Annotated in this window: 20 protein-coding genes; 2 read left to right on the top strand and 18 right to left on the bottom strand. The window is 56.8% G+C overall.

From position 1 onward, the window contains the following. Window positions 1-159 precede the first annotated feature (159 nt). Window positions 160-777, top strand: a complete 618-nt coding sequence (yihA, locus tag AXE65_RS06165) for a ribosome biogenesis GTP-binding protein YihA/YsxC (protein ID WP_193393236.1) — start codon at window positions 160-162, stop codon at window positions 775-777. Here yihA and AXE65_RS06170 read toward each other — a convergent pair. The 14 genes from AXE65_RS06170 to msrB all read right to left on the bottom strand — a co-directional run bounded on the left by AXE65_RS06170 (window position 764) and on the right by msrB (window position 12,276). Continuing rightward, window positions 764-1,558, bottom strand: a complete 795-nt coding sequence (locus tag AXE65_RS06170; RefSeq protein ID WP_068389564.1) for an ABC transporter permease — start codon at window positions 1,556-1,558, stop codon at window positions 764-766. The two genes, yihA and AXE65_RS06170, sit on opposite strands and share 14 nt — an antisense overlap. Further along, a complete protein-coding gene (locus AXE65_RS06175; RefSeq protein WP_068389567.1) occupies window positions 1,548-2,483 on the bottom strand; it encodes an ABC transporter permease in 936 nt (311 codons plus the stop codon). The genes AXE65_RS06170 and AXE65_RS06175 overlap by 11 nt, the downstream gene beginning before the upstream one ends. Next, window positions 2,480-3,508 carry an ABC transporter ATP-binding protein gene (locus AXE65_RS06180; RefSeq protein ID WP_068389570.1) on the bottom strand — a complete coding sequence of 343 codons (1,029 nt, stop codon included), beginning with the start codon at window positions 3,506-3,508 and terminating at the stop codon, window positions 2,480-2,482. Before AXE65_RS06180 ends, AXE65_RS06175 begins: the two co-directional genes overlap by 4 nt. 13 nt (window positions 3,509-3,521) lie before the next feature. After that, window positions 3,522-4,790, bottom strand: a complete 1,269-nt coding sequence (locus AXE65_RS06185; RefSeq protein ID WP_068389573.1) for a purine-cytosine permease family protein — start codon at window positions 4,788-4,790, stop codon at window positions 3,522-3,524. A gap of 570 nt (window positions 4,791-5,360) precedes the next feature. After that, window positions 5,361-5,546, bottom strand: coding sequence for a carbon storage regulator CsrA (gene csrA, locus AXE65_RS06190; RefSeq protein ID WP_068389576.1), 186 nt, complete (start codon window positions 5,544-5,546; stop codon window positions 5,361-5,363). A gap of 301 nt (window positions 5,547-5,847) precedes the next feature. Beyond that, the gene (gene rplS, locus AXE65_RS06200; protein WP_068389582.1) at window positions 5,848-6,195 is read right to left on the bottom strand and encodes a 50S ribosomal protein L19; all 348 of its coding nucleotides are present in this window, start codon (window positions 6,193-6,195) and stop codon (window positions 5,848-5,850) included. Between the two features lie 19 nt (window positions 6,196-6,214). After that, window positions 6,215-6,979 carry a tRNA (guanosine(37)-N1)-methyltransferase TrmD gene (trmD, locus tag AXE65_RS06205; RefSeq protein ID WP_068389585.1) on the bottom strand — a complete coding sequence of 255 codons (765 nt, stop codon included), beginning with the start codon at window positions 6,977-6,979 and terminating at the stop codon, window positions 6,215-6,217. A gap of 3 nt (window positions 6,980-6,982) precedes the next feature. Beyond that, the gene (gene rimM / locus AXE65_RS06210; protein ID WP_068389588.1) at window positions 6,983-7,510 is read right to left on the bottom strand and encodes a ribosome maturation factor RimM; all 528 of its coding nucleotides are present in this window, start codon (window positions 7,508-7,510) and stop codon (window positions 6,983-6,985) included. After that, the gene (gene rpsP, locus AXE65_RS06215) at window positions 7,497-7,754 is read right to left on the bottom strand and encodes a 30S ribosomal protein S16 (protein ID WP_068389591.1); all 258 of its coding nucleotides are present in this window, start codon (window positions 7,752-7,754) and stop codon (window positions 7,497-7,499) included. Before rpsP ends, rimM begins: the two co-directional genes overlap by 14 nt. A gap of 163 nt (window positions 7,755-7,917) precedes the next feature. Next, the gene (gene pnp / locus AXE65_RS06220) at window positions 7,918-10,011 is read right to left on the bottom strand and encodes a polyribonucleotide nucleotidyltransferase (RefSeq protein ID WP_068389594.1); all 2,094 of its coding nucleotides are present in this window, start codon (window positions 10,009-10,011) and stop codon (window positions 7,918-7,920) included. Window positions 10,012-10,088: 77 nt separating this feature from the next. Continuing rightward, window positions 10,089-10,358 carry a 30S ribosomal protein S15 gene (rpsO, locus tag AXE65_RS06225; RefSeq protein ID WP_068389597.1) on the bottom strand — a complete coding sequence of 90 codons (270 nt, stop codon included), beginning with the start codon at window positions 10,356-10,358 and terminating at the stop codon, window positions 10,089-10,091. Between the two features lie 96 nt (window positions 10,359-10,454). Next, window positions 10,455-11,399, bottom strand: a complete 945-nt coding sequence (gene truB, locus AXE65_RS06230) for a tRNA pseudouridine(55) synthase TruB (protein WP_068389599.1) — start codon at window positions 11,397-11,399, stop codon at window positions 10,455-10,457. Beyond that, window positions 11,392-11,766: a 30S ribosome-binding factor RbfA gene (gene rbfA / locus AXE65_RS06235; protein ID WP_068389679.1), complete on the bottom strand. Its 375-nt coding sequence runs from the start codon at window positions 11,764-11,766 to the stop codon at window positions 11,392-11,394. Before rbfA ends, truB begins: the two co-directional genes overlap by 8 nt. 111 nt (window positions 11,767-11,877) lie before the next feature. Next, window positions 11,878-12,276: a peptide-methionine (R)-S-oxide reductase MsrB gene (msrB, locus tag AXE65_RS06240; protein ID WP_068389601.1), complete on the bottom strand. Its 399-nt coding sequence runs from the start codon at window positions 12,274-12,276 to the stop codon at window positions 11,878-11,880. Between the two features lie 107 nt (window positions 12,277-12,383). Between msrB and recC the strand changes: the two genes are divergently transcribed. Next, window positions 12,384-15,617 (top strand): exodeoxyribonuclease V subunit gamma, encoded by a 3,234-nt coding sequence (recC, locus tag AXE65_RS06245; protein WP_068389604.1) that lies wholly within the window; start codon window positions 12,384-12,386, stop codon window positions 15,615-15,617. Here the strand turns inward: recC and AXE65_RS06250 are convergent. From AXE65_RS06250 to rfaP, 4 genes are read right to left on the bottom strand one after another with little or no spacing between them, the layout of a single operon-like run. Then, window positions 15,606-17,033 carry a lipopolysaccharide kinase InaA family protein gene (locus AXE65_RS06250; RefSeq protein ID WP_068389607.1) on the bottom strand — a complete coding sequence of 476 codons (1,428 nt, stop codon included), beginning with the start codon at window positions 17,031-17,033 and terminating at the stop codon, window positions 15,606-15,608. The two genes, recC and AXE65_RS06250, sit on opposite strands and share 12 nt — an antisense overlap. Next, the gene (locus AXE65_RS06255) at window positions 17,033-17,776 is read right to left on the bottom strand and encodes a lipopolysaccharide kinase InaA family protein (RefSeq protein ID WP_068389610.1); all 744 of its coding nucleotides are present in this window, start codon (window positions 17,774-17,776) and stop codon (window positions 17,033-17,035) included. Before AXE65_RS06255 ends, AXE65_RS06250 begins: the two co-directional genes overlap by 1 nt. After that, window positions 17,773-18,492 carry a lipopolysaccharide kinase InaA family protein gene (locus AXE65_RS06260; RefSeq protein WP_068389613.1) on the bottom strand — a complete coding sequence of 240 codons (720 nt, stop codon included), beginning with the start codon at window positions 18,490-18,492 and terminating at the stop codon, window positions 17,773-17,775. Before AXE65_RS06260 ends, AXE65_RS06255 begins: the two co-directional genes overlap by 4 nt. Continuing rightward, window positions 18,489-19,292 carry a lipopolysaccharide core heptose(I) kinase RfaP gene (gene rfaP, locus AXE65_RS06265; RefSeq protein ID WP_068389616.1) on the bottom strand — a complete coding sequence of 268 codons (804 nt, stop codon included), beginning with the start codon at window positions 19,290-19,292 and terminating at the stop codon, window positions 18,489-18,491. Before rfaP ends, AXE65_RS06260 begins: the two co-directional genes overlap by 4 nt. Window positions 19,293-19,297 lie beyond the last annotated feature (5 nt).

Raw genomic sequence — 19,297 nt, forward strand, 5'->3', positions numbered from 1 at the left:
GTGCTATCAGTTATCAAGCCGCCTGCGGCTGTCCGATAATCCCCGGCACTTCGCCCATTTCATAACGATAAGGGCGCACAACAAAGAGGCGCATTATATACTCGCGCAGCTTACGCGAAACACTTATGCCGACTGTGACCACCCGTCGCACACTTAATTTTGACTTTTATCATGCCTTCTATTGAAACCCTTTGCCAACAAGCGAGTTTTTTAACCAGCGCCACCCAGCTTGGCGAGTGCCCCAGCGACAGCGGTCTTGAGGTGGCCTTCGCCGGACGCTCCAATGCGGGCAAATCCAGTGCACTAAATGTATTGACCCACGCCCGTTTGGCGCGTACTTCGAAAACCCCCGGACGCACGCGACTGCTTAATTTTTTTCGCCTGGATGACGAGCGCCGTCTGGTGGATTTGCCCGGCTACGGCTATGCCAAGGTCTCGCTTTCGCTCAAGCAGCACTGGCAGCAACATCTGGAAGCCTATCTCGGCGGTCGGCAGAGTTTGGTCGGCATGGTGTTGCTGATGGACATCCGCCATCCCTTGACCGATTTTGACCGCATGCTGCTTAACTGGTCTGGTGCCTGCAATATGCCGCTGCATGTGCTTTTGACCAAGGCGGACAAACTCAGCTTTGGTGCGGCGAAAACCGCGCTGTTTAAGGTCAGTAGCCAGCTTAAGCAGGAATTCCCTAACGCCCGCGTGCAGCTTTTTTCCGCACCGGCGCGCCAAGGTATCGAGCAAGCGCAGAGCGTGTTGGCCGATTGGCTCAGGCTTGGCTAGGTTTCTCGCGGGTTAAATACCAAGCGGCGAGTATCGGCAGCATGGTTGTCAGCATCACCAGCAGAGCGACCACGTTGGTAATCGGCACGTCGCGCGGACGGGCGAGTTGATTAAGCAGCCACAGCGGTAGGGTGCGTTCGTGCCCGGCGGTAAAGGTGGTGACGATGATTTCATCAAAGGACAGCGCAAAGGCGAGTATCCCGCCCGCCAGCAAAGCAGTCGCCAGATTGGGCAGCACGATATGGCGAAAGGTCTGCCAGCCGTCCGCGCCCAAGTCCATGCTCGCTTCAATCAGGTTATGACTGGTGCGACGAAAACGCGCAATCACGTTGTTGTAGACGATAACCACACAAAAGGTCGCGTGGCCTATCACTATGGTTAAAGTCCCCGGCTCAATGCCTAATCGTTTGAACGCGGATAAAAGCGCCAGTCCGCTGATAATGCCGGGCAGCGCGAGCGGCAGCATCAGCAGCAGCGAGAGACTCTGCTTGCCGAAAAAATCCCGCCGCCACAAGGCCGCCGCTGCCAAAGTCCCCAGCAGCAGGGCAATCACCGTAGCGAGGCTTGCCACTTGCAGCGACAGGCTAATCGCCTCGCGCACATCCTCGCGCGACCATGCAAGGCGAAACCAGTTAAGCGTTAATCCTTTGGGCGGAAAGCTCGCGCCGCTGCGTTCGGCGTTAAAGGCGTAAAGAAAGATCATCAGAATCGGAAAATGCAAAAATACCAAGCCGCCCCAAGCGGCGAGTTTTAGCCCGAAGGAAGCACGTTCAGAGTGCATCGAAAGCCCCCAGTCGCCGAACGACGGAAAGATACAGCGCAATCAGCACAATCGGCACCAAGGTAAAGGCCGCCGCCAGCGGCATATTGCCGACCGTGCCTTGCTGCGCATAAACCATATTGCCGATAAAAAAGCCGGGCGGGCCGACCAGTTGCGGCACGATAAAATCGCCCAGCGTCAAGCTAAAAGTAAAAATCGAACCGGCGGCAATGCCCGGCACGGCCAGCGGCAAAATCACCAGCCTGAAAGTTTGCCAAGGACGGGCACCCAAATCGCTGGAGGCTTGCAGCAGAGAAAGCGGCAAGCGTTCCAGCGAAGCCTGAATCGGTAAAATCATAAACGGCAGCCAGATATAGACGAAGACCAAAAAGCGCCCAAGGTGCGAGGTAGACAGCGTATTGCCGCCAATCGGGGTCGCCAGCAGGAAGTCCAGCAGCCATTCAAGGTGCAGCCTTTGGATAAACCACAGGCTTATGCCTTCTTTAGCCAGCAGCAACGTCCAGGCGTAGGCTTTAACGATATAGCTCGCCCACATCGGCAACATCACTGCGATATAGAAAAACGCCTTGAGCCTGCCGCTGGCATAACGCGCCATGTAATAGGCAATGGGAAAGGCAATCAGCGCCGCCGCCAAGGAAACCGCCAGCGCCATCAGCACGGTACGGCGGATGATATCGAGATTGGCCGCTTGCAGCAGCGCTTTAAAGTTGGCGAGCGTCAGCGTGCTGCTGACTGTCATGGAAAAATCGTCGTAGCTGTAAAAGCCCTGCCAGAGCAGCGCGAGCAGCGAGGCGAGATAGACCGTGCCAAACCAGAGTAGTGGCGGTATCAGCAGCAGTAGCAGGTAGAGATTGGGACGGCGGTACAGCACATCGGATAAACGCCGCAGCGCACCACCTGCGGCGGGCGCGAAAGTCGCGTTCATCGGGAAGCTTCCTCGCGTAGCGCGACCATCAGGCGGCGCGGCCAGCGCAAGGTTAGCGGCTGCCCCAGTTGCAGCGGTTCGCTGCCTTCCTGCCCGCTGGCACGCGTCACCGTGAACACCTGCCCGCTTGGCAGCAGCACTTCATAGCGCGTGCTCGCACCTTGGTATTGGATGCCCTGCAAGCTGCCGGACAGTTGCAGATAATCATCAGGCAGCGGGCTGCTGTCTGCCAGTTCCAGATATTCCGGTCGAATGGCAAAGGGCGCCCTTCTTCCGGTCAATTGCTGCGCCAATTCCCCGCGCAGCAGGTTGCTGGTGCCGACAAATTCGGCGACAAAAGCCGTAGCCGGTTGTTGATAGAGCGCCCTTGGCGTATCCACCTGCTCAATCCGCCCTTGGTTAAACACGGCCACACGGTCGGACATGGACAACGCCTCGCCTTGGTCGTGGGTGACAAACACAAAAGTAATGCCCAACTGACGCTGAAGTTTTTTCAGCTCGCCCTGCATTTGCTCGCGCAGTTTTAAATCCAGTGCGCCCAAAGGCTCATCCAGGAGCAGCACGCGCGGACGGTTAATCAGCGCGCGCGCCAAGGCCACGCGCTGGCGCTGACCGCCGGACATCTGCGAGGGTTTGCGCGCACCAAAACCCTCAAGGGCAACCATTTCCAGCGCTTCTTCGGCCTGCTTGTACCGCTCGGCCTTGTCCACGCCGCGCACTTTTAAGCCATAGGCGACGTTATCGCGCACGTTCATATGCGGAAACAGTGCGTAGTCCTGAAAGACCGTGTTGACATCACGCCGATAAGGAGGAAGTCCCGCCGCTTCCACCCCGTGAATGCGGATGCTGCCGCTGTCTGGCTGTTCAAATCCGGCAATCAGCCGCAGGCAAGTGGTTTTGCCGGAGCCGGACGGGCCGAGCAACGAGAAGAACTCGCCCTCTGCAATCTCAATCGACAGATTGGAGACCGCCTGCACGCTGCCAAAACGGCGCGAGACGTTAAGTAACTGCACGGCAGCGGGCATGATTTTGCTTTCCTTATTGTTTTGGCCGAGTGATCAACGACAGGGTAAAGGTGACAACCAGTGTCGGCAAGGCCGAACCCAACCCCAAGTCAAGCAGCGGCAAACCGTGATAGCAGGCAATCCCCAGCAGCCAGAGCAAGGCCGGAACCGGCTCAATCAGACGAGCACTCACTGGGCGGGCGAGCGCGCCAAAGGCTTGCCTGCCTAAAATCACGCCGTACAGCGGCACAAATACTGAACTTAGCATCAGCAAGAAAGGCTCCAAACTGTGCATCGGCAGCAGCAAGGCGCACAGCGAGCCCACCAGCACCAGCAGCAGGGCAAAGCGGCGGATGCTAAAGCGCGGCAGCAGGCTGTGCGCAGAAACGGCAGCGCTGTACAGGTCGCCGTAGGCGTTATCCAGCTCGTCCAGCAAAATCAGCCCCAGTGCGATCAGCCCGCCTTGTGCCAGCAGCAACGCGGTAACGACTGAACCATCGACCTGCCCGCTGCTGGCTATCATCACGCCCAGCGCGTAGCACCAGATATTGGCGATGGCATAACCCAGCCAAACGCCGCCCAAGGCGCTGCGCCCACTGCGACCATGACGGGCGTAGTCGGCCACCAGCGGCAACCAGGAAATCGGCATGGCAATCACCAAATCCAGTGCGCCGAACAGGCCAAGGCTGCCATCCCCGGTACGGTTCCAAAATGCTGCAAAACCGCTGTCTGCCAAGCGGGAGGCAAACTGATAGGTCAGCCACAATAGCGAGATAATCACCAAAGGCAGGCCAAATCGACTGACAAAACGGCGCACCAAGGTTTGCATGGAAGCGGATAGCAGTGCGGCCAGTAGCAGCCCCCAAAAGAGCGCGACCACAATCGACGCGATGGGACTTTGTGCGTTAATTCCAAGGGCTTGCGCAGCAATCGCCAGCGTACCTTCGCGCATGATTAACAGCTCAAAACTGGTCCAGCCGATCAGCTGCACGATATTGAGCAGCACCGGCAGCCGCGCAAAGCCGCGGCCATAGCTATGGTGCATCAATGCGGCACTGGACAGGCCGCTGTCACAGGCAATTTTACTGACCCAGGCAAGCAAACCTGCGCCAATCACTGAACCGGCCAGTGTGGCAAAAATAGCTTCACGAATGCCCACCGCTGGCACCAGATAAGCGCCGACCTGGATGACCAACAGCCCCACGCCGAGGCTAAACCAAAGCGCGGCGTGGTCGCGCCAAGCGAATACGCGCTCAGCGGCGGGAACGGGATTTAACGCTTGATTGACAACCGTTTCTTTCATGGCAGCACCTTAAGGGAAGAACGCGGCAGGTGCGCCAGCACCTTGGCGCAGACGCACCAAGGCCGGTCGCTTTCCTGCGCGAGGATTATCTCAACAGGTTCAAAGGGACTCTCTCAGCCAGTCGTCCAGACAGACGGCGGCACCCCCAGCGAGCCTCGTAGCATGCCCTGTGCCGCACGGCAGGTCAAATCCTGCTCGCCTGCAAGCGGGAGAGGGGCTAAGGGAGAGGGAACCAGAGGCAGGGGCTCTTTTGGGAGCCGATAAGAGGTTCAGTTACAACGCCGATTGACACTCCTGTAGCAAACGTCCGTTTTATGATCAGCTCCTCAGCAGTCAGTAAAACCGGACAACTCATTTGCTCTGCTGCGGACAGATTACTTATCACTGACACCGCCTTAATCAGTGCTTGGCAAATACTCCATCAGCAATACCGAGCACAGGCTGACGACAGGGCATTTGACAAGCGAATACGCCTGCATCGGTCGCTCAATAAGCGAAAACCAATGCAGTTTCTGGGGATTGGAGGGTAGCTCAATGCCGCCCACTCAGTTAACGGGCGGCAAGGAGAAATCAAGCAGTCGGCGGAGGCCGTTGTCCTTTTTGGATACGTTGGTAGATTTCTTCACGGTGTACGGAAACGTTTTTAGGCGCATCAACGCCAAGTCGCACTTGATGGCCTTTTACTGCCAGTACGGTGATGCAGATGTCATCACCGACCATCAGGGTCTCCCCAACCCGGCGCGTTAAAATTAGCATTCCCCAATCTCCTTGAGTCTCTCGCCTCCCCCGCTTGTATCGCGGATACGACCAAGCATTGCAGAATCAAGATTGAACAAATAAAGGCGGGAATCACGCAAAAATGCGCGAATAGGTACAAGAGTATAGCTGGCTACTGCCGACTTGCTAATTTTTTTAGCAGCAGAATCACTCAAATTTGCAAGTGGTTCTACCCTGTTTTCGTTAGCGAAATTGATGCCAATTATTGCCAGTACTGGATGGAAACTGCACATTCCCCAAAGTAGGCAGGAGCGCCCTTGCGGCGCTCCCGTGGCTGGCATTAAACCAGTTTTTCTTTGATGCGGGCGGCTTTGCCGGAGAGGGCGCGCAGGTAGTAGAGCTTGGCTTTGCGCACATCGCCACGGCGCTTGACCTGGATGCTTTCAATCAGCGGGGAATAGCTTTGGAAGGTGCGCTCCACGCCGGTTCCGCTGGAGATTTTACGCACGGTGAAGGCGCTATTTAAGCCGCGATTGCGTTTGCCTATCACGACGCCTTCAAAGGCTTGCAGACGGCTGCGTTCGCCTTCTTTCACGCGCACTTGCACGACGACGGTGTCGCCTGGGGCAAAAGCGGGGATTTCTTTGCCCATTTGCTCGGCTTCGAGTTGGGCGATGATATTGCTCATGTTGCGTGCTCCTTTAAGGTCAATCTTGACCATCGATACGGGGTCTATCGTCCTGCTGAGCGCGGTATTGCGCTAGCAGCGCTTGTTCTTCTCCAGAAAGCGAGCGGCTATCCAGAAGATCAGCGCGACGTTGCAGCGTTCTGATTAAAGATTGCTGTAAACGCCAGCGCCGGATGTGTTCATGATGGCCGCTTAGCAGCACTTCAGGAACACGTCTGCCTGCATAGACTTCGGGTCTTGTGTAATGCGGATAGTCAAGCAAGCCGTCCGTAAACGAGTCTTGCTCGGCAGAATCCGCATGCCCCAAAGCACCGGGCAGCAGGCGGGTTATTGCATCGATCAGCACCAGTGCAGGCAGCTCGCCGCCGGATAGCACATAGTCACCGATGGACCATTGTTCATCGACGTGCATCTCAATAAAACGCTCGTCGATACCTTCGTAACGTCCGGCAAGCAGAATGAGTGCCGGCTCTTGCGCCAATTCGGCGACTGCCGCCTGGTTTAATCTGCGTCCCTGGGGCGACAGGTAAATCACTTTGGCCACTTGATTTAGCGCTTGCTTGGCGGCAAACAGCGCGTCTTCCAGCGGTTTTATCATCATCACCATGCCGGGGCCGCCGCCAAACGGGCGGTCATCGACTTTGTGATGCACGTCTTGGGTAAAGCTGCGCGGATTGTGGCAATTGAGCTGCAACAAGCCGCGCTTGAGCGCCCGTCCAGTAATGCCCTGTTCGAGCGCATCCGTAATCATCTGCGGGAACAGGCTGATGACTTCAATTTGCATCAATCAAAAGTCTGCGTCCCATTCCACCTGCATTTCACCGGCACCAAGGTCAACCCGCCGCACACAACCATCCGTGTAGGGCAGTAGGCGTTCGCGCTGATCCAGACTGCCTTCGCAGGGCAATACACGCATCACGTCATTGGCACCGGTGGACAACATACGTTCAATACGGCCAAGCAGCCTGCCGTTTTGTTCAATAACCTTAAGCCCTTCCAACTGATGCCAGTAATATTCACCGTCATCCAATTTTGGCAACTCGCTACGCCGGACGCAGATTTCCAGATGGGCCAGTTGCTGCGCTTGGTCGCGGTCGTCAATGCCGTCTAAAAACACCAGCAGGTTTTTGCCCTGCTGACGGCTATCGCTTAATGTCACTTCAAGGTGCCTGCGACTGTCTCGCAATATCCAGTTGGGATAATCCAGCAGATTGGCGGGCGGTTCGGTAAAGGAATAGACCTTAAGCTCGCCGCGTACGCCGTGTGCGGACAGCACTTTGCCGACGACGATCAGCTCTTGATCAAGCGGCGGCACGGGTTTTGGCGGCTTCCTTGAGCAGGCTGGCGACGCGCTCGGACGGCTGCGCACCTTGACCCAGCCAGTAGTCGGCACGGGCTTGGTCTACATTCAGGCGAACCTCGCCACCGGTCGCTATCGGGTTAAAAAAGCCGATGCGCTCGATAAAGCGGCCATCACGCGCGTTGCGGCTGTTGGCGACGGTTAAGTGGTAGAACGGGCGTTTTTTCGAGCCGCCACGTGCAAGACGAATAGTTACCATTAAAAATCTTTCCTTTATGCCTTCCTGCCTTGGCTAAGGCAGGGCGAAATTGAAGTCATCATGACCCGAAAGGGCGAACATTCTAAGAGCAGTCGATAGTTGCTGCAAGAGTGTCCTGGCTAAATTACCCTCTCCCACCAGTGGGCGAGGGTTTAGTGGGGTTTTAGGCGGCGCTGGCCTCGTAGGCTTCGACATCTTTAATCGACAGCTTGATGCGGCCACGGTTGTCAACGTCGAGCACCACGACTTTGACCTCCTGACCTTCTTTGAGTACATCGCTGACTTTTTCGATGCGCTGATGGCTAATCATGGAGATATGCACCAGCCCATCCTTGCCGGGCAGGATGTTGACAAAGGCACCAAAGTCGACAATGCGCTCAACACGTCCGACATAGATCTTGCCAATTTCCGCTTCGGCGGTAATGGCCAGTACGCGCTGGCGAGCCGCTTCGGCGGCTTCTTTGCTTTCGCCAAAGATTTTTACCGCGCCGTTGTCTTCAAGGTCGATGCTGGCTTTGGTTTCTTCGCAAATCGCACGGATGGTCGCGCCGCCTTTGCCAATCACGTCACGGATTTTGTCCGGGTCGATTTTCATCGTCAGCATGGCCGGGGCGTTTTCCGACAGTTCTTGGCGCGAGGCGGGCAGCACTTGATTCATCTGCGAGAGGATGTGCAGACGAGCTTCACGCGCCTGCTCCAGCGCGATTTCCATAATCTGCTCGGTAATGCCCTGGATTTTGATGTCCATTTGCAGTGCGGTGACGCCGTTTGCGGTACCGGCGACTTTAAAGTCCATATCGCCCAAGTGGTCTTCATCGCCGAGGATGTCGGTTAATACGGCAAATTGTTCGCCTTCTTTGACCAAGCCCATAGCGATACCGGCGACCGGCGCTTTCATCGGCACACCGGCATCCATCAGCGCAAGCGACGCGCCGCAGACCGAGGCCATCGAGCTGGAACCGTTGGATTCGGTGATTTCCGACACCACGCGGATGCTGTAGGGGAAGTCGTTTGCATTCGGCAACATGGCCGCGACGCCACGCCGCGCAAGGCGACCGTGGCCGATTTCGCGCCGTCCGGCACCGCCCATGCGGCCGCATTCGCCGACCGAATAGGGCGGGAAATTGTAGTGCAGCATAAAGTTGTCGCGCTTTTCGCCTTCGAGCGTATCGAGCAGTTGAGCGTCACGTGCCGTGCCCAAGGTCGCCACGACCAAGGCTTGCGTTTCGCCGCGGGTAAATAGCGCCGAGCCGTGGACTTTCGGCAGCACGCCGACTTCAATCGACAGCGGGCGCACGGTGCGCGTGTCGCGTCCGTCGATACGCGGCTTGCCTTCGACGATATTGCGGCGCACGGTGCGGTATTCGAGCAGGCTGAAGGCTTCTTTTACCGCGCCCGGATCAAATTCGCTCAAAGCGGCTACGGCTTCGCTGCGCAGCACATCCAGGCGGTTGTAACGCTCTTGCTTAAGAATGATGCCGTAGGCGTCGTTAATCGCCGCGGCAAAACGACTTTCAACCGCCTCCCGCAGTGTGCGGTTTTCTTCCGGCGCAGACCAGTCCCAAACCGGTTTAGCGGCCTCAGCGGCAAAGCTCTTGACCGCTTCAATCACCGCTTGAAATTCCTGATGGGCAAACAGTACGCCGCCCAGCATTTGGTCTTCGGTCAGTTCAAGGGCTTCGGATTCGACCATCAGTACCGCGCTTTCGGTACCGGCGACGACCATATCGAGGCTGGATGCAGCCAGTTGTTCGTAGCTGGGATTGAGCAGATAACCCAATTCGCTGTGATAAGCCACACGCGCCGCGCCAATCGGTCCGTTAAAGGGAATGCCGGAAATGGCCAGCGCCGCCGAGGTGCCAATCATCGCGGCAATATCCGGGTCGGTCTTTTTGCTGGTGGAAAGCACGGTGCAGACCACCTGCACCTCGTTCAGAAAACCTTCTGGAAACAACGGACGAATCGGGCGGTCAATCAGCCTGGAGGTGAGCGTTTCTTTTTCCGAAGGACGGCCTTCGCGCTTAAAAAAACCGCCGGGGATTTTACCGGCGGCGTAGGTTTTCTCTTGATAGTGTACGGACAGCGGAAAAAAATCGCGCCCCGCTTCGGCTTGTTTTGCACCGACTACGGTCACTAATACGCTGATGTCGTTATCGACTGTGACCAGTACCGCGCCGCTGGCCTGACGGGCGATCCGTCCGGTTTCCAGCGTCACCTGTGACGAGCCGAAGGTAAATTGTTTGATAACCGGTTTCACGGTGTCTTCCTTTTCTCTTGCCTTGGGGAAAGTTGCGAAATGCGCAGGAGTGGGACCTGCGCATTCCTGGAGAGGTCTTAGCGACGCAGACCCAAACGGCCAATCAAACTGCTGTAACGTGCAGTGTCTTTACCTTTGAGGTAATCCAGCAGTTTACGGCGTTGGTTGACCATGCGGATAAGCCCGCGTCTGGAGTGGTGGTCTTTTTTATTGGCCTTGAAGTGCTCTTGCAACTTATTGATGTTGTAGGTCAATAGGGCAACCTGTACTTCCGGCGAGCCGGTGTCGTTTTCCGCTTGACGGTATTCGGCCAAAATTGCAGCCTTTTCAATCACGCTTAATGCCATGTCGGCGTTTCCTTCTCTAACAGGCTGGGAATAAAAGGGTTTGACCGTGCCTGCCAACAGCCAACCCCACACTGCGCCGGTTTTGGCGCAATCGCTTTAGGCTGAGCGAATCAAGCGGCGCGGAGCAATGCGTCCGTCCTCGCTGATTTCGCCAATGCCAATAAATTCACCTTCGGCGTTTTGTACACGCAGCAGGCCAAATTTGGGCGCATTCGGCGCACGTACCGGCTGACCCTGTAGCCAATAAAAAGCGCTGCTGGTCGAAAGCTTGACCAAGGGCAAATCCTGCAAGGCGGTATCGACCGGCAGCAGTAATTCATCCAGTGCCGTCGCACCTTTTTCCTCTTGCAGCTGGATTAAATGATCCAGCGCCAAACACTGGCCTAACTCAAAGGGTCCTGCCTTGGTACGCACCAATTCGGCGACATGCGCCCCGCAGCCCAAACGCTCGCCAATATCTTCGGCCAGCGTGCGGATATAAGTGCCTTTGCTACAGCGAATGGATAATCTTGCCTGTGCTTTTTCAACATCAAAATCCATCAGCTCAAGACTATGGATAGTGACCGTGCGCGGCTCGCGCTCGACCGTTTTGCCTTCCCGCGCCAGCTTATAGAGCGGCTGGCCGTTTTTTTTCAGCGCCGAATACATCGGCGGAATTTGCTTGATTTCCCCGCGAAATTCCGGCAGCAAATGTTCTAAATCGGCGCGGGTTAATTTCACTTCACGCTGCGCGAGAATTTCACCTTCCGCATCACCGGTCGCGGTGGTGACACCCAGCTGTATAAGCGTTTCATAGCCTTTATCGGCTTCGAGCAGATACTGCGAAAACTTGGTTGCCTCGCCAAAACACAGCGGCAATACGCCGGTTGCGAGCGGGTCGAGATTACCGGTATGACCGGCTTTTTCCGCTTCAAACAACCAGCGCACTTTTTGCAGCGCAGCACTGGAGGTGAAGTTCAAGGGCTTATCCAGCAATAAAATGCCGTTAACCGCCCGACGTTTGCGCTTGACTTGCGGCCTACCGGGTTTACGTTCAGTCATTGGCGTGCTGCTGGTCTTCGGCGACGGCGCGCTCAATCAACGCCGACAAACGCGCACCGCGCTGGGTGCTTTCATCGAAATAAAAATGCAGTTGCGGCAAGCTGCGCAGCTTGATCGCCTGCCCCAGACGGGAACGCAACAGTCCGCTGGCATCGGTCAAAATATGCAGACTTTGCTGGATTTTGTCGGCATCGTCATCCATCAGCGTAATAAACACCTTGGCATGACCAAGGTCGCGACTCACCTCAACACCGGTAATGGTGACAAAGCCAAGGCGCGGGTCTTTCACTTCACGCGGAATCATCAACGCCAACTCACGCTGAATTTGGTCGCCGATACGAAGCGTTCGGCTGTAGTCTTTGGGCATGCTTGGGGTAATCGACAGAAACTTAAGAGAAACCCCAGCGAAGCGAGGGGGCGGATAAAAGCGCGGCAGTTTAACGGATAGCGGCGCTTTAGTCCAAGGCATGCAGCGATTTTATCCGCTATTTTCTTGCAGTTTGAGTGCAATGGAATTGATGCAGTAACGCAATCCCGAAGGCGGCGGGCCGTCCTCAAATACATGCCCCAAATGCGCATCACAGCCCGCACAGCGTACTTCAATGCGCTGCATGCCGTGGCTGTTATCGACCAAGCCGCGGATAGCATCAGGCTTAACCGGCTGCCAGTAACTCGGCCAGCCGCTGCCGGAGTCGTACTTGGCGCTGGCATCAAACAACGGTGCCTGGCAGCAAACGCAGTGATAAATCCCGGGCTTATCGCAACGGTAATAGGCGCCGCTACCGGGCATTTCGGTTTCCCCCAATCGGCAAACACGAAACTGCGCTTCGCTTAATTGCTGCCGCCACTGCTTAAGGGACTTTTCGGCTGCTGCCATCACAAAACTCCTGCTGTTTGTAAGCATTGATGGGAAAGAGCAAGCCATGCAGCATAGCCTGCCTCTTGTTACCATGCCCGCCCGCTTTACTGATAGAGCCTCGCCAAGTGCTTAACCTCTACCACGCCGCTGACTTGGAAAGCTTGGGCGAACTCGCCTGCACTTTACTGGCTCAGCCGATGACCGATGCACTGTCCGCGCAGCCCATCGTTGTGCCAAGCCAAGGCATAGGCCGCTGGCTGGAACTCGCCGTTGCCCGTCATCAGGGCATTGCCATGCGCCTTGAATTTGAACTGCCTTCGGCCTTTGTTTGGCGGCTCAGTCGGCAAATATTGGGCGAATTGCCCGAGCAGTCGGCCTTTGCCCCGGAAAATCTCACCTGGCGGCTGTATGACTGGTTGAGCAAGCCTTCCAATCTGCTTCAAATTCAGCCGCTTGCGCGTTATCTGAAAGACGGTGACGAACGCAGACGGCTAACGCTGTCGGCGCGAATAGCCGATGTATTCGACCAATACCTGCTTTATCGCAACGACTGGCTGGCGGCTTGGGAACGCGGGCAGCTTTTGCACTTGGCGGCCGATGAAGCCTGGCAAGCGCAACTGTGGCGCGAACTCACCAAAAGCGGCCATCCGCACCGCGCTCGCTTGCTCGATGCGCTGCTGCGCCGTCTATACAGCGATGAACCTCTGCCAGGCTTGCCCGAACGGCTGCTGGTGTTTGGCATCAGCAGTCTGCCGCCGCACCAATTACAGGTATTGGCCGGGCTTTCCCGCCACTGCGAAGTGGTGCTCTGTGCGCTGTCACCCTGCCGTGAGTTTTGGGGGGATTTGCGCGATAAAAAACAACTGCTGCAAGACCACAGTGTTTCGCCCGATGACTGGTACCTGGATTTGGGCAATCCGCTGCTGGCAAGCCTTGGCAAGCAGGGGCGCGACTTTTTCCAAAGCCTGCTGCAAACGCTGGAGGCCGAACAGGGCGAAGCCTTTGCCATCTACCCCGAAGACGATGAATTAACAGACGACAGCCTCTTGCACGCGCTGCAAAACGACGTACTGCGCCTGCATACACGCACCGCTACACAGCGATTTTTGCTGGCCGAAAACGACCGCTCGCTGGAAATCCACGTTGCCCATTCGCCGCTGCGCGAGGTGGAAATCCTCTACGACCAACTGCTCGCCCGCTTTGCCGAAGACGCGGCGCTAACGCCCGACCAAGTGGTTGTCCTTACGCCCGATATTGAGCAATACGCACCTTGGATTGAGGCGGTGTTTGCTGAAGGAGGCATCCCGTTTAACTTGGAAGGGCGCAGTCCACGCGCAGAAAACCCGCTGGCCGAACCCTTACTGAAACTGTTCGCCCTGCCCGACTCACGCTTTAGCGCCGAAGACATTCTTGACCTGCTGGAGTGTCCGCCTATTGCCGAACGCGCCGCCATCGATGATGCCGATTTTTCGTTGCTGCGCGATTGGCTGCGTGAAGCGGGCGTGCGCTGGGGACGCGACAGCAAGCACCGCGAAAGCCTTGGCTTGCCAGCAAATGCAGCGATAGGCTGGCAGGAAGGCCTGGATCGCCTGCTGCTTGGCTTTGCCGCGCCGCCCACTTTAGCCGGTGAAAACCCACCACTGCTCGGCGAACAGGCACCACTTAATGTGCTCGAAGGCAGTCGCGCGCAGCTTTTGGGGCAGCTTTCGGCCTTTGTCAGCCTTTTAAGCAAACTGGCGCAAAGCCTGCAAAGGCCGCGCCCGCTGGCCGATTGGGCAGACAGCCTGCAACAGATACTCGATACGCTGTTTGATGAAAACAGTGCCGGTGAAGACCTGCTACTACTGCATGGAGCCTGCGCCAGACTACGCGAACAGGCCGCCGCCAGCGGTATCACCCGCCCGCTGGAACGCACCCTTATCCAGCAGCAACTCACCGATTTACTCAGCGAAAGCCGTGCCAATCGCGCATTGCTCAACGGCGCATTGACCTTTGCCAGCATGGTGCCGCTGCGCAGCCTTCCGTTTAGCCTGATTTGCCTGCTGGGACTGGATGACCACGCGCTGCCAAGGCGCACCACAGCGGCGGGCTTTGACCTGATCACGCAGCATCCTCGTGGCGGCGACCGTATGCGTCGTCTGGACGACCGTTATCTGTTTTTAGAAGCACTACTCTGTGCCCGCAAAGCGCTCTATATCAGCTACCTGGGTCGCAGCGTGCGCGACAACAGCGAACTGCCGCCCTCGGTCTTGGTCAGCGAACTGCTCGAAGTGGTCGATCACACGGCCTTTAGCCATAATGGCGACGCCCGCGCCCTTATCCACTTTGATCATCCGCTGCAAGCCTTTGCCGCAAGCAACTTCCAAGGTGGCCGTGTGCAGAGTTTTGCCGCCCCTTGGTTTCGCGCAGCTTTAGCGCTGGCGCTGCCTGCCAGGGCAGAACCTGCGCCCTTTGCCGCGCCGCTGCCTGTCATCAAGGAGGAGACGGTTGAAGTGGAACTGGGCGACTTTTTGCGCTGCTTTGCCAACCCTTCGCGGTTCTTTCTGCAACGACGTTTAGGCATTGACCTGCCAGACAGCGACAGCAGCCTCGAAGTGGATGAACCGTTTGAACTGACGCGAAAACCGGCCCAACAACTTGCCGCGCTGGCCTTGGCAGGCTTTGAAAAGCATTGGAGCCAGGCCGCCATGCAGCCACTCGCCCGCACCCTGCTACCCGCTGGGGAACTTGGCAACGTGCATTGGCAACAACTGCAAGAGCGCATCAGCCGCTTTGCCCCGCGCCTTTGTGAACTTCGTCCGCAAGACCCGATCGAGCCACTGCGTATCGCTTTTAAAGCCGAAGGCGTACAACTTTACGGACATTTGGCGGATGTTCGCGCCAGCGGGCTATTTGACTTTCGACTGGATCAACTCGCTCCTTGGGATTTACCCGCTTTCTGGCTGCGCCATTTACTCTTGTGTCTGTGCGCACCAGCAGAAGTGATCCGCAATAGCCTGCTGCTTTGCCCACAGCAAAGCTGGCACTTGGGCGTTATCGAACGGCCAGCAGAAGGGCTAACGCCTTGGCTTGCTGCCTACCGACAAGCACTTGGCCAGCCCCTGCCGTTTTTCTCGCGGGCAAGTCTTGCCTTTGCCGAAAAAGCGCAAAACCTGCCGCCCGAAGCGCCGCGCAGCGAGGCGCACAAAGCCGCGCACAATATCTGGGCAGGCAACGGTTTTATCAAGCAAAAACCCGAGCGCGAAGACCCTTGGCATGCACTCGCCTTCCGTGGCCGCGAAGCGCTCGATAGCCCATTTGCACAACTTGCCGAAACCCTTATGGTGCCTGCACTGCGCGCGCGGGTATTAGTGGAGTAGCCGCGGCAGGCGCTTATCCAGCAATTGGTAAAGCGCGCTGTTTGCCGGGAAGTTGCGCAAGAGCCTTTCGCGATCGCGCGCAAAGGCGCGGGCGAAGCGATACCGGCAACGGTGCTGCTGCATGGCATCAAGGTCGATCAAATGCCATTTGCCGCCATTCCACAGCAGGTTGTGTCCCTTTAAGTCGCCGTGACTGATTTGCGCGCGTATCAAGCTGGCGAGCAATTGCTCCAAGGCTTGGATGTAGATCTCTGGCGGCGGCTTATCGTGATAATCGGCCAAACAGGCGATTAAATCCGCACCCGGACAGTGTTCGGTCAATAGATAAGCACGGCCACGCAGGCCAAAGCGGCGCTGTTCGATCACCGCCAGTGGTTTGGGCGTGGCTATCCCATACATCAGCAGCCGATGCGCCTGCCGCCAACTGCGCAGTGCGCGGCTTTCGCGCAAGCCGCGTTTAACGGCGTGCCAGAGGCTTTTGATGTTGTAGCGTTTAAGCACCAGCCACCGGCCATGCCAATCCACACGCGTAACGCTGGCGCTACCTTCCTGTTTGTAGCGCTCGCCATTTTCAATGTGCTGGTCAGCCGTTGCCAGCAAGGGCGACAGCTTTGATTGTTCGCTACGGCGGATAATGCAAAATCCTTGTGCGCTGCGCCGCGCGGCAAATTCACTGCAATCGCGTGTGCATTTTTTGACAAAAGCCTGCACCCGCCGCTTTCGAAAGCGCCTGATCGCTTGCAGCAATAAGGGCAAGGATAGATTTAACCCTGCGCCCGCGCGCAGGTAAGCGGGTAATAGCGGCTCAATAAAGTCTTCCAACTCTGGCGCAAGCTGGGCGAAAAACAGTGCCAGATTGTCCCGTGCCCGCCGCAGCGACAAGGGCTTGCCAAGACGCTTGACCTGAACGCCTGCGCCGTCAATCAGCCAGATTTTGCCCTCTTGTTGCAGCAGGTTGTCCAGATGTAAATCGTCCTGCCACAGCCCGTGCGCGTGCAAGCTGCCGATGCTGTGCAGCGCTTGTTCCAGCAAATGCTGCTGGCTTTGACTGAGCAGCGGCTCGCTCGCCACTTGCTGCCAGAGGCTAAGTAGACTTTGGCTGTGCTCTAGATAGTCAAACAGTAACCAGCCACCCTGTGCACACTGGCCGTTTGCCAGCAGCTTGGGCGTGGGCTGCGTTGATACGGCAAGCAGCAGTGCACCGTAAAGTTCCGTTTGGTAATGGTGGGTGAATTTGCGCCCGACAAACAGTTTGGCGAGCACGGTTTTGCCCTGCCAAAGCGCTTTACCGACATAGCGCTGCGCGGGCAGTACGCGCAGCCATTGTTCAACGCGCAGCACTTCGCCATCTGCAAGCTCAATCAGCAGAGGTAGCGGTGGCTCACGTCCGCTGCCTGGCAGTTCGGCAAGCTGCACTAACGTGCCTGCTTTCGCTGGCTGCGGGCGCTTAAGCGCTCAAGCCAGGGCGTCAGGTTTTCGCCTTGGGGCAGATAGCTGCGCAGAAACAGTCTTTGCTCATCCGCCGACCAAGGCTCGCTACGACGCAGCAGGGGTTCGAGATCGCTGATACGATCGCGCTGAAAAGGCAGCAGCGGGCGGGCTTTTTCCAGGTCAATCAGGCAGCTTTGCCAATCGTCTTGGGTTTGTCGCAAGAAAATATGCTTAGGGTAAAGGCAGCCGTGTTTTTGCCGAGCTTGATGCAGATTTTTTGCAAGTGCGCCGCAGCAGCAGACAATGGCTTGTCGCTGCCCGCTCGCTAAGGTCTGCCAGTTTTTAAGATAACTGCAAAGGTCATTAAAACCGTCCAGCGCATGCGTTAATAAAATGGCACGTTGTTCTTTACCGCTGTCGCGCGTACCGAAATAAGCACAAGTCACGGCGGCAATATTAAGGCGCTGGAATTTTTGGATATTGCGCCATTCACGCGCACACAGCGACTCGCCAAAAGGATGATGCAAGCTGCGGGTAAAATAGCCTTGCTGGCGCTTGAGATAATACCGGGCACTGCCGATTTTAAGAAAACAAACTGAGCTTACGCCACCACGGCGGATATTGGGTTCATCCACCGACGCAAGGTCAAGTCGCCACAGCGCTTCAAAATCGGCAAGTCCGGCAGCGTTCAGCGCCTGTAGGTCGGTTTGGGCGATAAAGTCCTTCATTCGCGTCCTTGAAAAAATCGGCAAATGCGGCGGATGCGCTTTTTATCTTGCCGGTTAAGCCGCAACTGGCCGCTGTATTGCAGGTAAAAGCGCAGCCTTTGCGCCGCCCTTAAGTGGTATTTGCCGAGCTTATCCAGGCAGGCCAAGTCTTTGATAATGCGGTATTCGAGCAGCGGCCAACGCCAAAAGCGGCCGCTAGGGCAGTCGATAAAAAAGACATTACCAAGGCCATCGACCAGCACATTGCGCCATTTTAAATCGTTATGGGCAAAGCGATTCGCGTGCAGGGCGCGTGTGGCAGTGGCCAGTTGCTCGCTGATGCGCCCAACAAAGGCGCGGTCTTTCAGCCTTGGGTCGTTATTGCCCGCGAGTTTGGCGAGGTCTTCGCAGCCTTTAAGTTCCGCAGTAATCAACGCGCCGCGCACAAAGCCGCCGCAGCGGCGCTGCAAACCAAAAGCCAGCAACGGCGCACAGGCAATACCCCAGCGCGCAAAGTGCTGAAGATTTTCCCATTCGCTTTGCACCTTGGGTTTGCTCAGCCAACGCCGTGGCCCGTGACACCAGTAGCGCTTAAGATAAAAACCGCGGCCCTGATGGTTAATCCGCAGGACTTCAGACTGCGAATCGCCGGAAACCTTTTCGCCACAAAGCGCAAAGACGGCATCAAGGCTCGGGAAGACCTCAGCTAGCGCGGGGTCAACGGTCCAGCGGTTCACAGCATCGCCTCTTTACGCAGGTAGCGTTGCTGTAGCCGCCGCGCTTTGCGCCTTAGCCAAGCTAACAGCACGGCCTCGTTTGCCAAGATTTCACGTAGCGGGCGCTGAAAATAGCGTTGCAAAAAGCGCAGTTCATCACGGCGCGTTAAGCCAATCGTCAGCGCAGAAAAATAAAGTCCCGCCAAGTCCTTATTACGCCAGCGTTTTGGCACTTTTGAGCGAGTTTGCGCGCGGTGCAGGTCAATCAAGGAAAGCCTTGGGTGATCCGTGGGCGCTTTATCCAGATGCAATAGAAAATGGCAGATATAGCAGTCGCGGTGGTTCACCCCGCCTTGGTGCATGGCGGCTGTGATACGCGCCACCTCCATGATCAGGGCGCGTTTTAAAGCAGGTTCAGGCGGCTCAGTGCGCCAATCTTGGCAGAACTGCTCAAGGTCAATGGTCGGTGCGAGTTCGCGGGTGATGATAAAGGACTGCTGTCTTGCCGGATTGCGTCCCTTTTCACCAAAAGCGACCGCCTGCATGCTGGGTACGCCCAATTGCTGCAAACGCTCAAGCGCCCGCCATTCCTGCCCGGCGCCCAATACCGGGGATTTGGCGCTGAGCCAGTTTTTGCCCATTTCCCGCCAGCCAATGCCTTGGTGGATTTTGACGAAAAAACCTTGACCGTCCACTTCCACACGTAAAGTCCGCCGCCCTTCCAAGGCGCGGTAGACCTTGCCTTGCAGCTTTAAAACCTCAACAAAGGGGTCTTTATCCTGCCATAGGGTTTTAAAAGGCTCAGCCAATATCAGACGCATAAAAA

Source organism: Ventosimonas gracilis, assembly GCF_001580025.1.
GTDB lineage: Bacteria > Pseudomonadota > Gammaproteobacteria > Pseudomonadales > Pseudomonadaceae > Ventosimonas > Ventosimonas gracilis.

Excerpts from the sequence above, each read along its gene's own strand:
- AXE65_RS06170 (WP_068389564.1), bottom strand. The coding sequence starts at position 1,558 with ATGCACTCTGAACGTGCTTCCTTCGGGCTAAAACTCGCCGCTTGGGGC.
- AXE65_RS06175 (WP_068389567.1), bottom strand. The coding sequence starts at position 2,483 with ATGAACGCGACTTTCGCGCCCGCCGCAGGTGGTGCGCTGCGGCGTTTA.
- AXE65_RS06180 (WP_068389570.1), bottom strand. The coding sequence starts at position 3,508 with ATGCCCGCTGCCGTGCAGTTACTTAACGTCTCGCGCCGTTTTGGCAGC.
- AXE65_RS06185 (WP_068389573.1), bottom strand. The coding sequence starts at position 4,790 with ATGAAAGAAACGGTTGTCAATCAAGCGTTAAATCCCGTTCCCGCCGCT.
- csrA (WP_068389576.1), bottom strand. The coding sequence starts at position 5,546 with ATGCTAATTTTAACGCGCCGGGTTGGGGAGACCCTGATGGTCGGTGAT.
- rplS (WP_068389582.1), bottom strand. The coding sequence starts at position 6,195 with ATGAGCAATATCATCGCCCAACTCGAAGCCGAGCAAATGGGCAAAGAA.
- trmD (WP_068389585.1), bottom strand. The coding sequence starts at position 6,979 with ATGCAAATTGAAGTCATCAGCCTGTTCCCGCAGATGATTACGGATGCG.
- rpsP (WP_068389591.1), bottom strand. The coding sequence starts at position 7,754 with ATGGTAACTATTCGTCTTGCACGTGGCGGCTCGAAAAAACGCCCGTTC.
- rpsO (WP_068389597.1), bottom strand. The coding sequence starts at position 10,358 with ATGGCATTAAGCGTGATTGAAAAGGCTGCAATTTTGGCCGAATACCGT.
- truB (WP_068389599.1), bottom strand. The coding sequence starts at position 11,399 with ATGACTGAACGTAAACCCGGTAGGCCGCAAGTCAAGCGCAAACGTCGG.
- rbfA (WP_068389679.1), bottom strand. The coding sequence starts at position 11,766 with ATGCCCAAAGACTACAGCCGAACGCTTCGTATCGGCGACCAAATTCAG.
- msrB (WP_068389601.1), bottom strand. The coding sequence starts at position 12,276 with ATGGCAGCAGCCGAAAAGTCCCTTAAGCAGTGGCGGCAGCAATTAAGC.
- AXE65_RS06255 (WP_068389610.1), bottom strand. The coding sequence starts at position 17,776 with ATGAAGGACTTTATCGCCCAAACCGACCTACAGGCGCTGAACGCTGCC.
- rfaP (WP_068389616.1), bottom strand. The coding sequence starts at position 19,292 with ATGCGTCTGATATTGGCTGAGCCTTTTAAAACCCTATGGCAGGATAAA.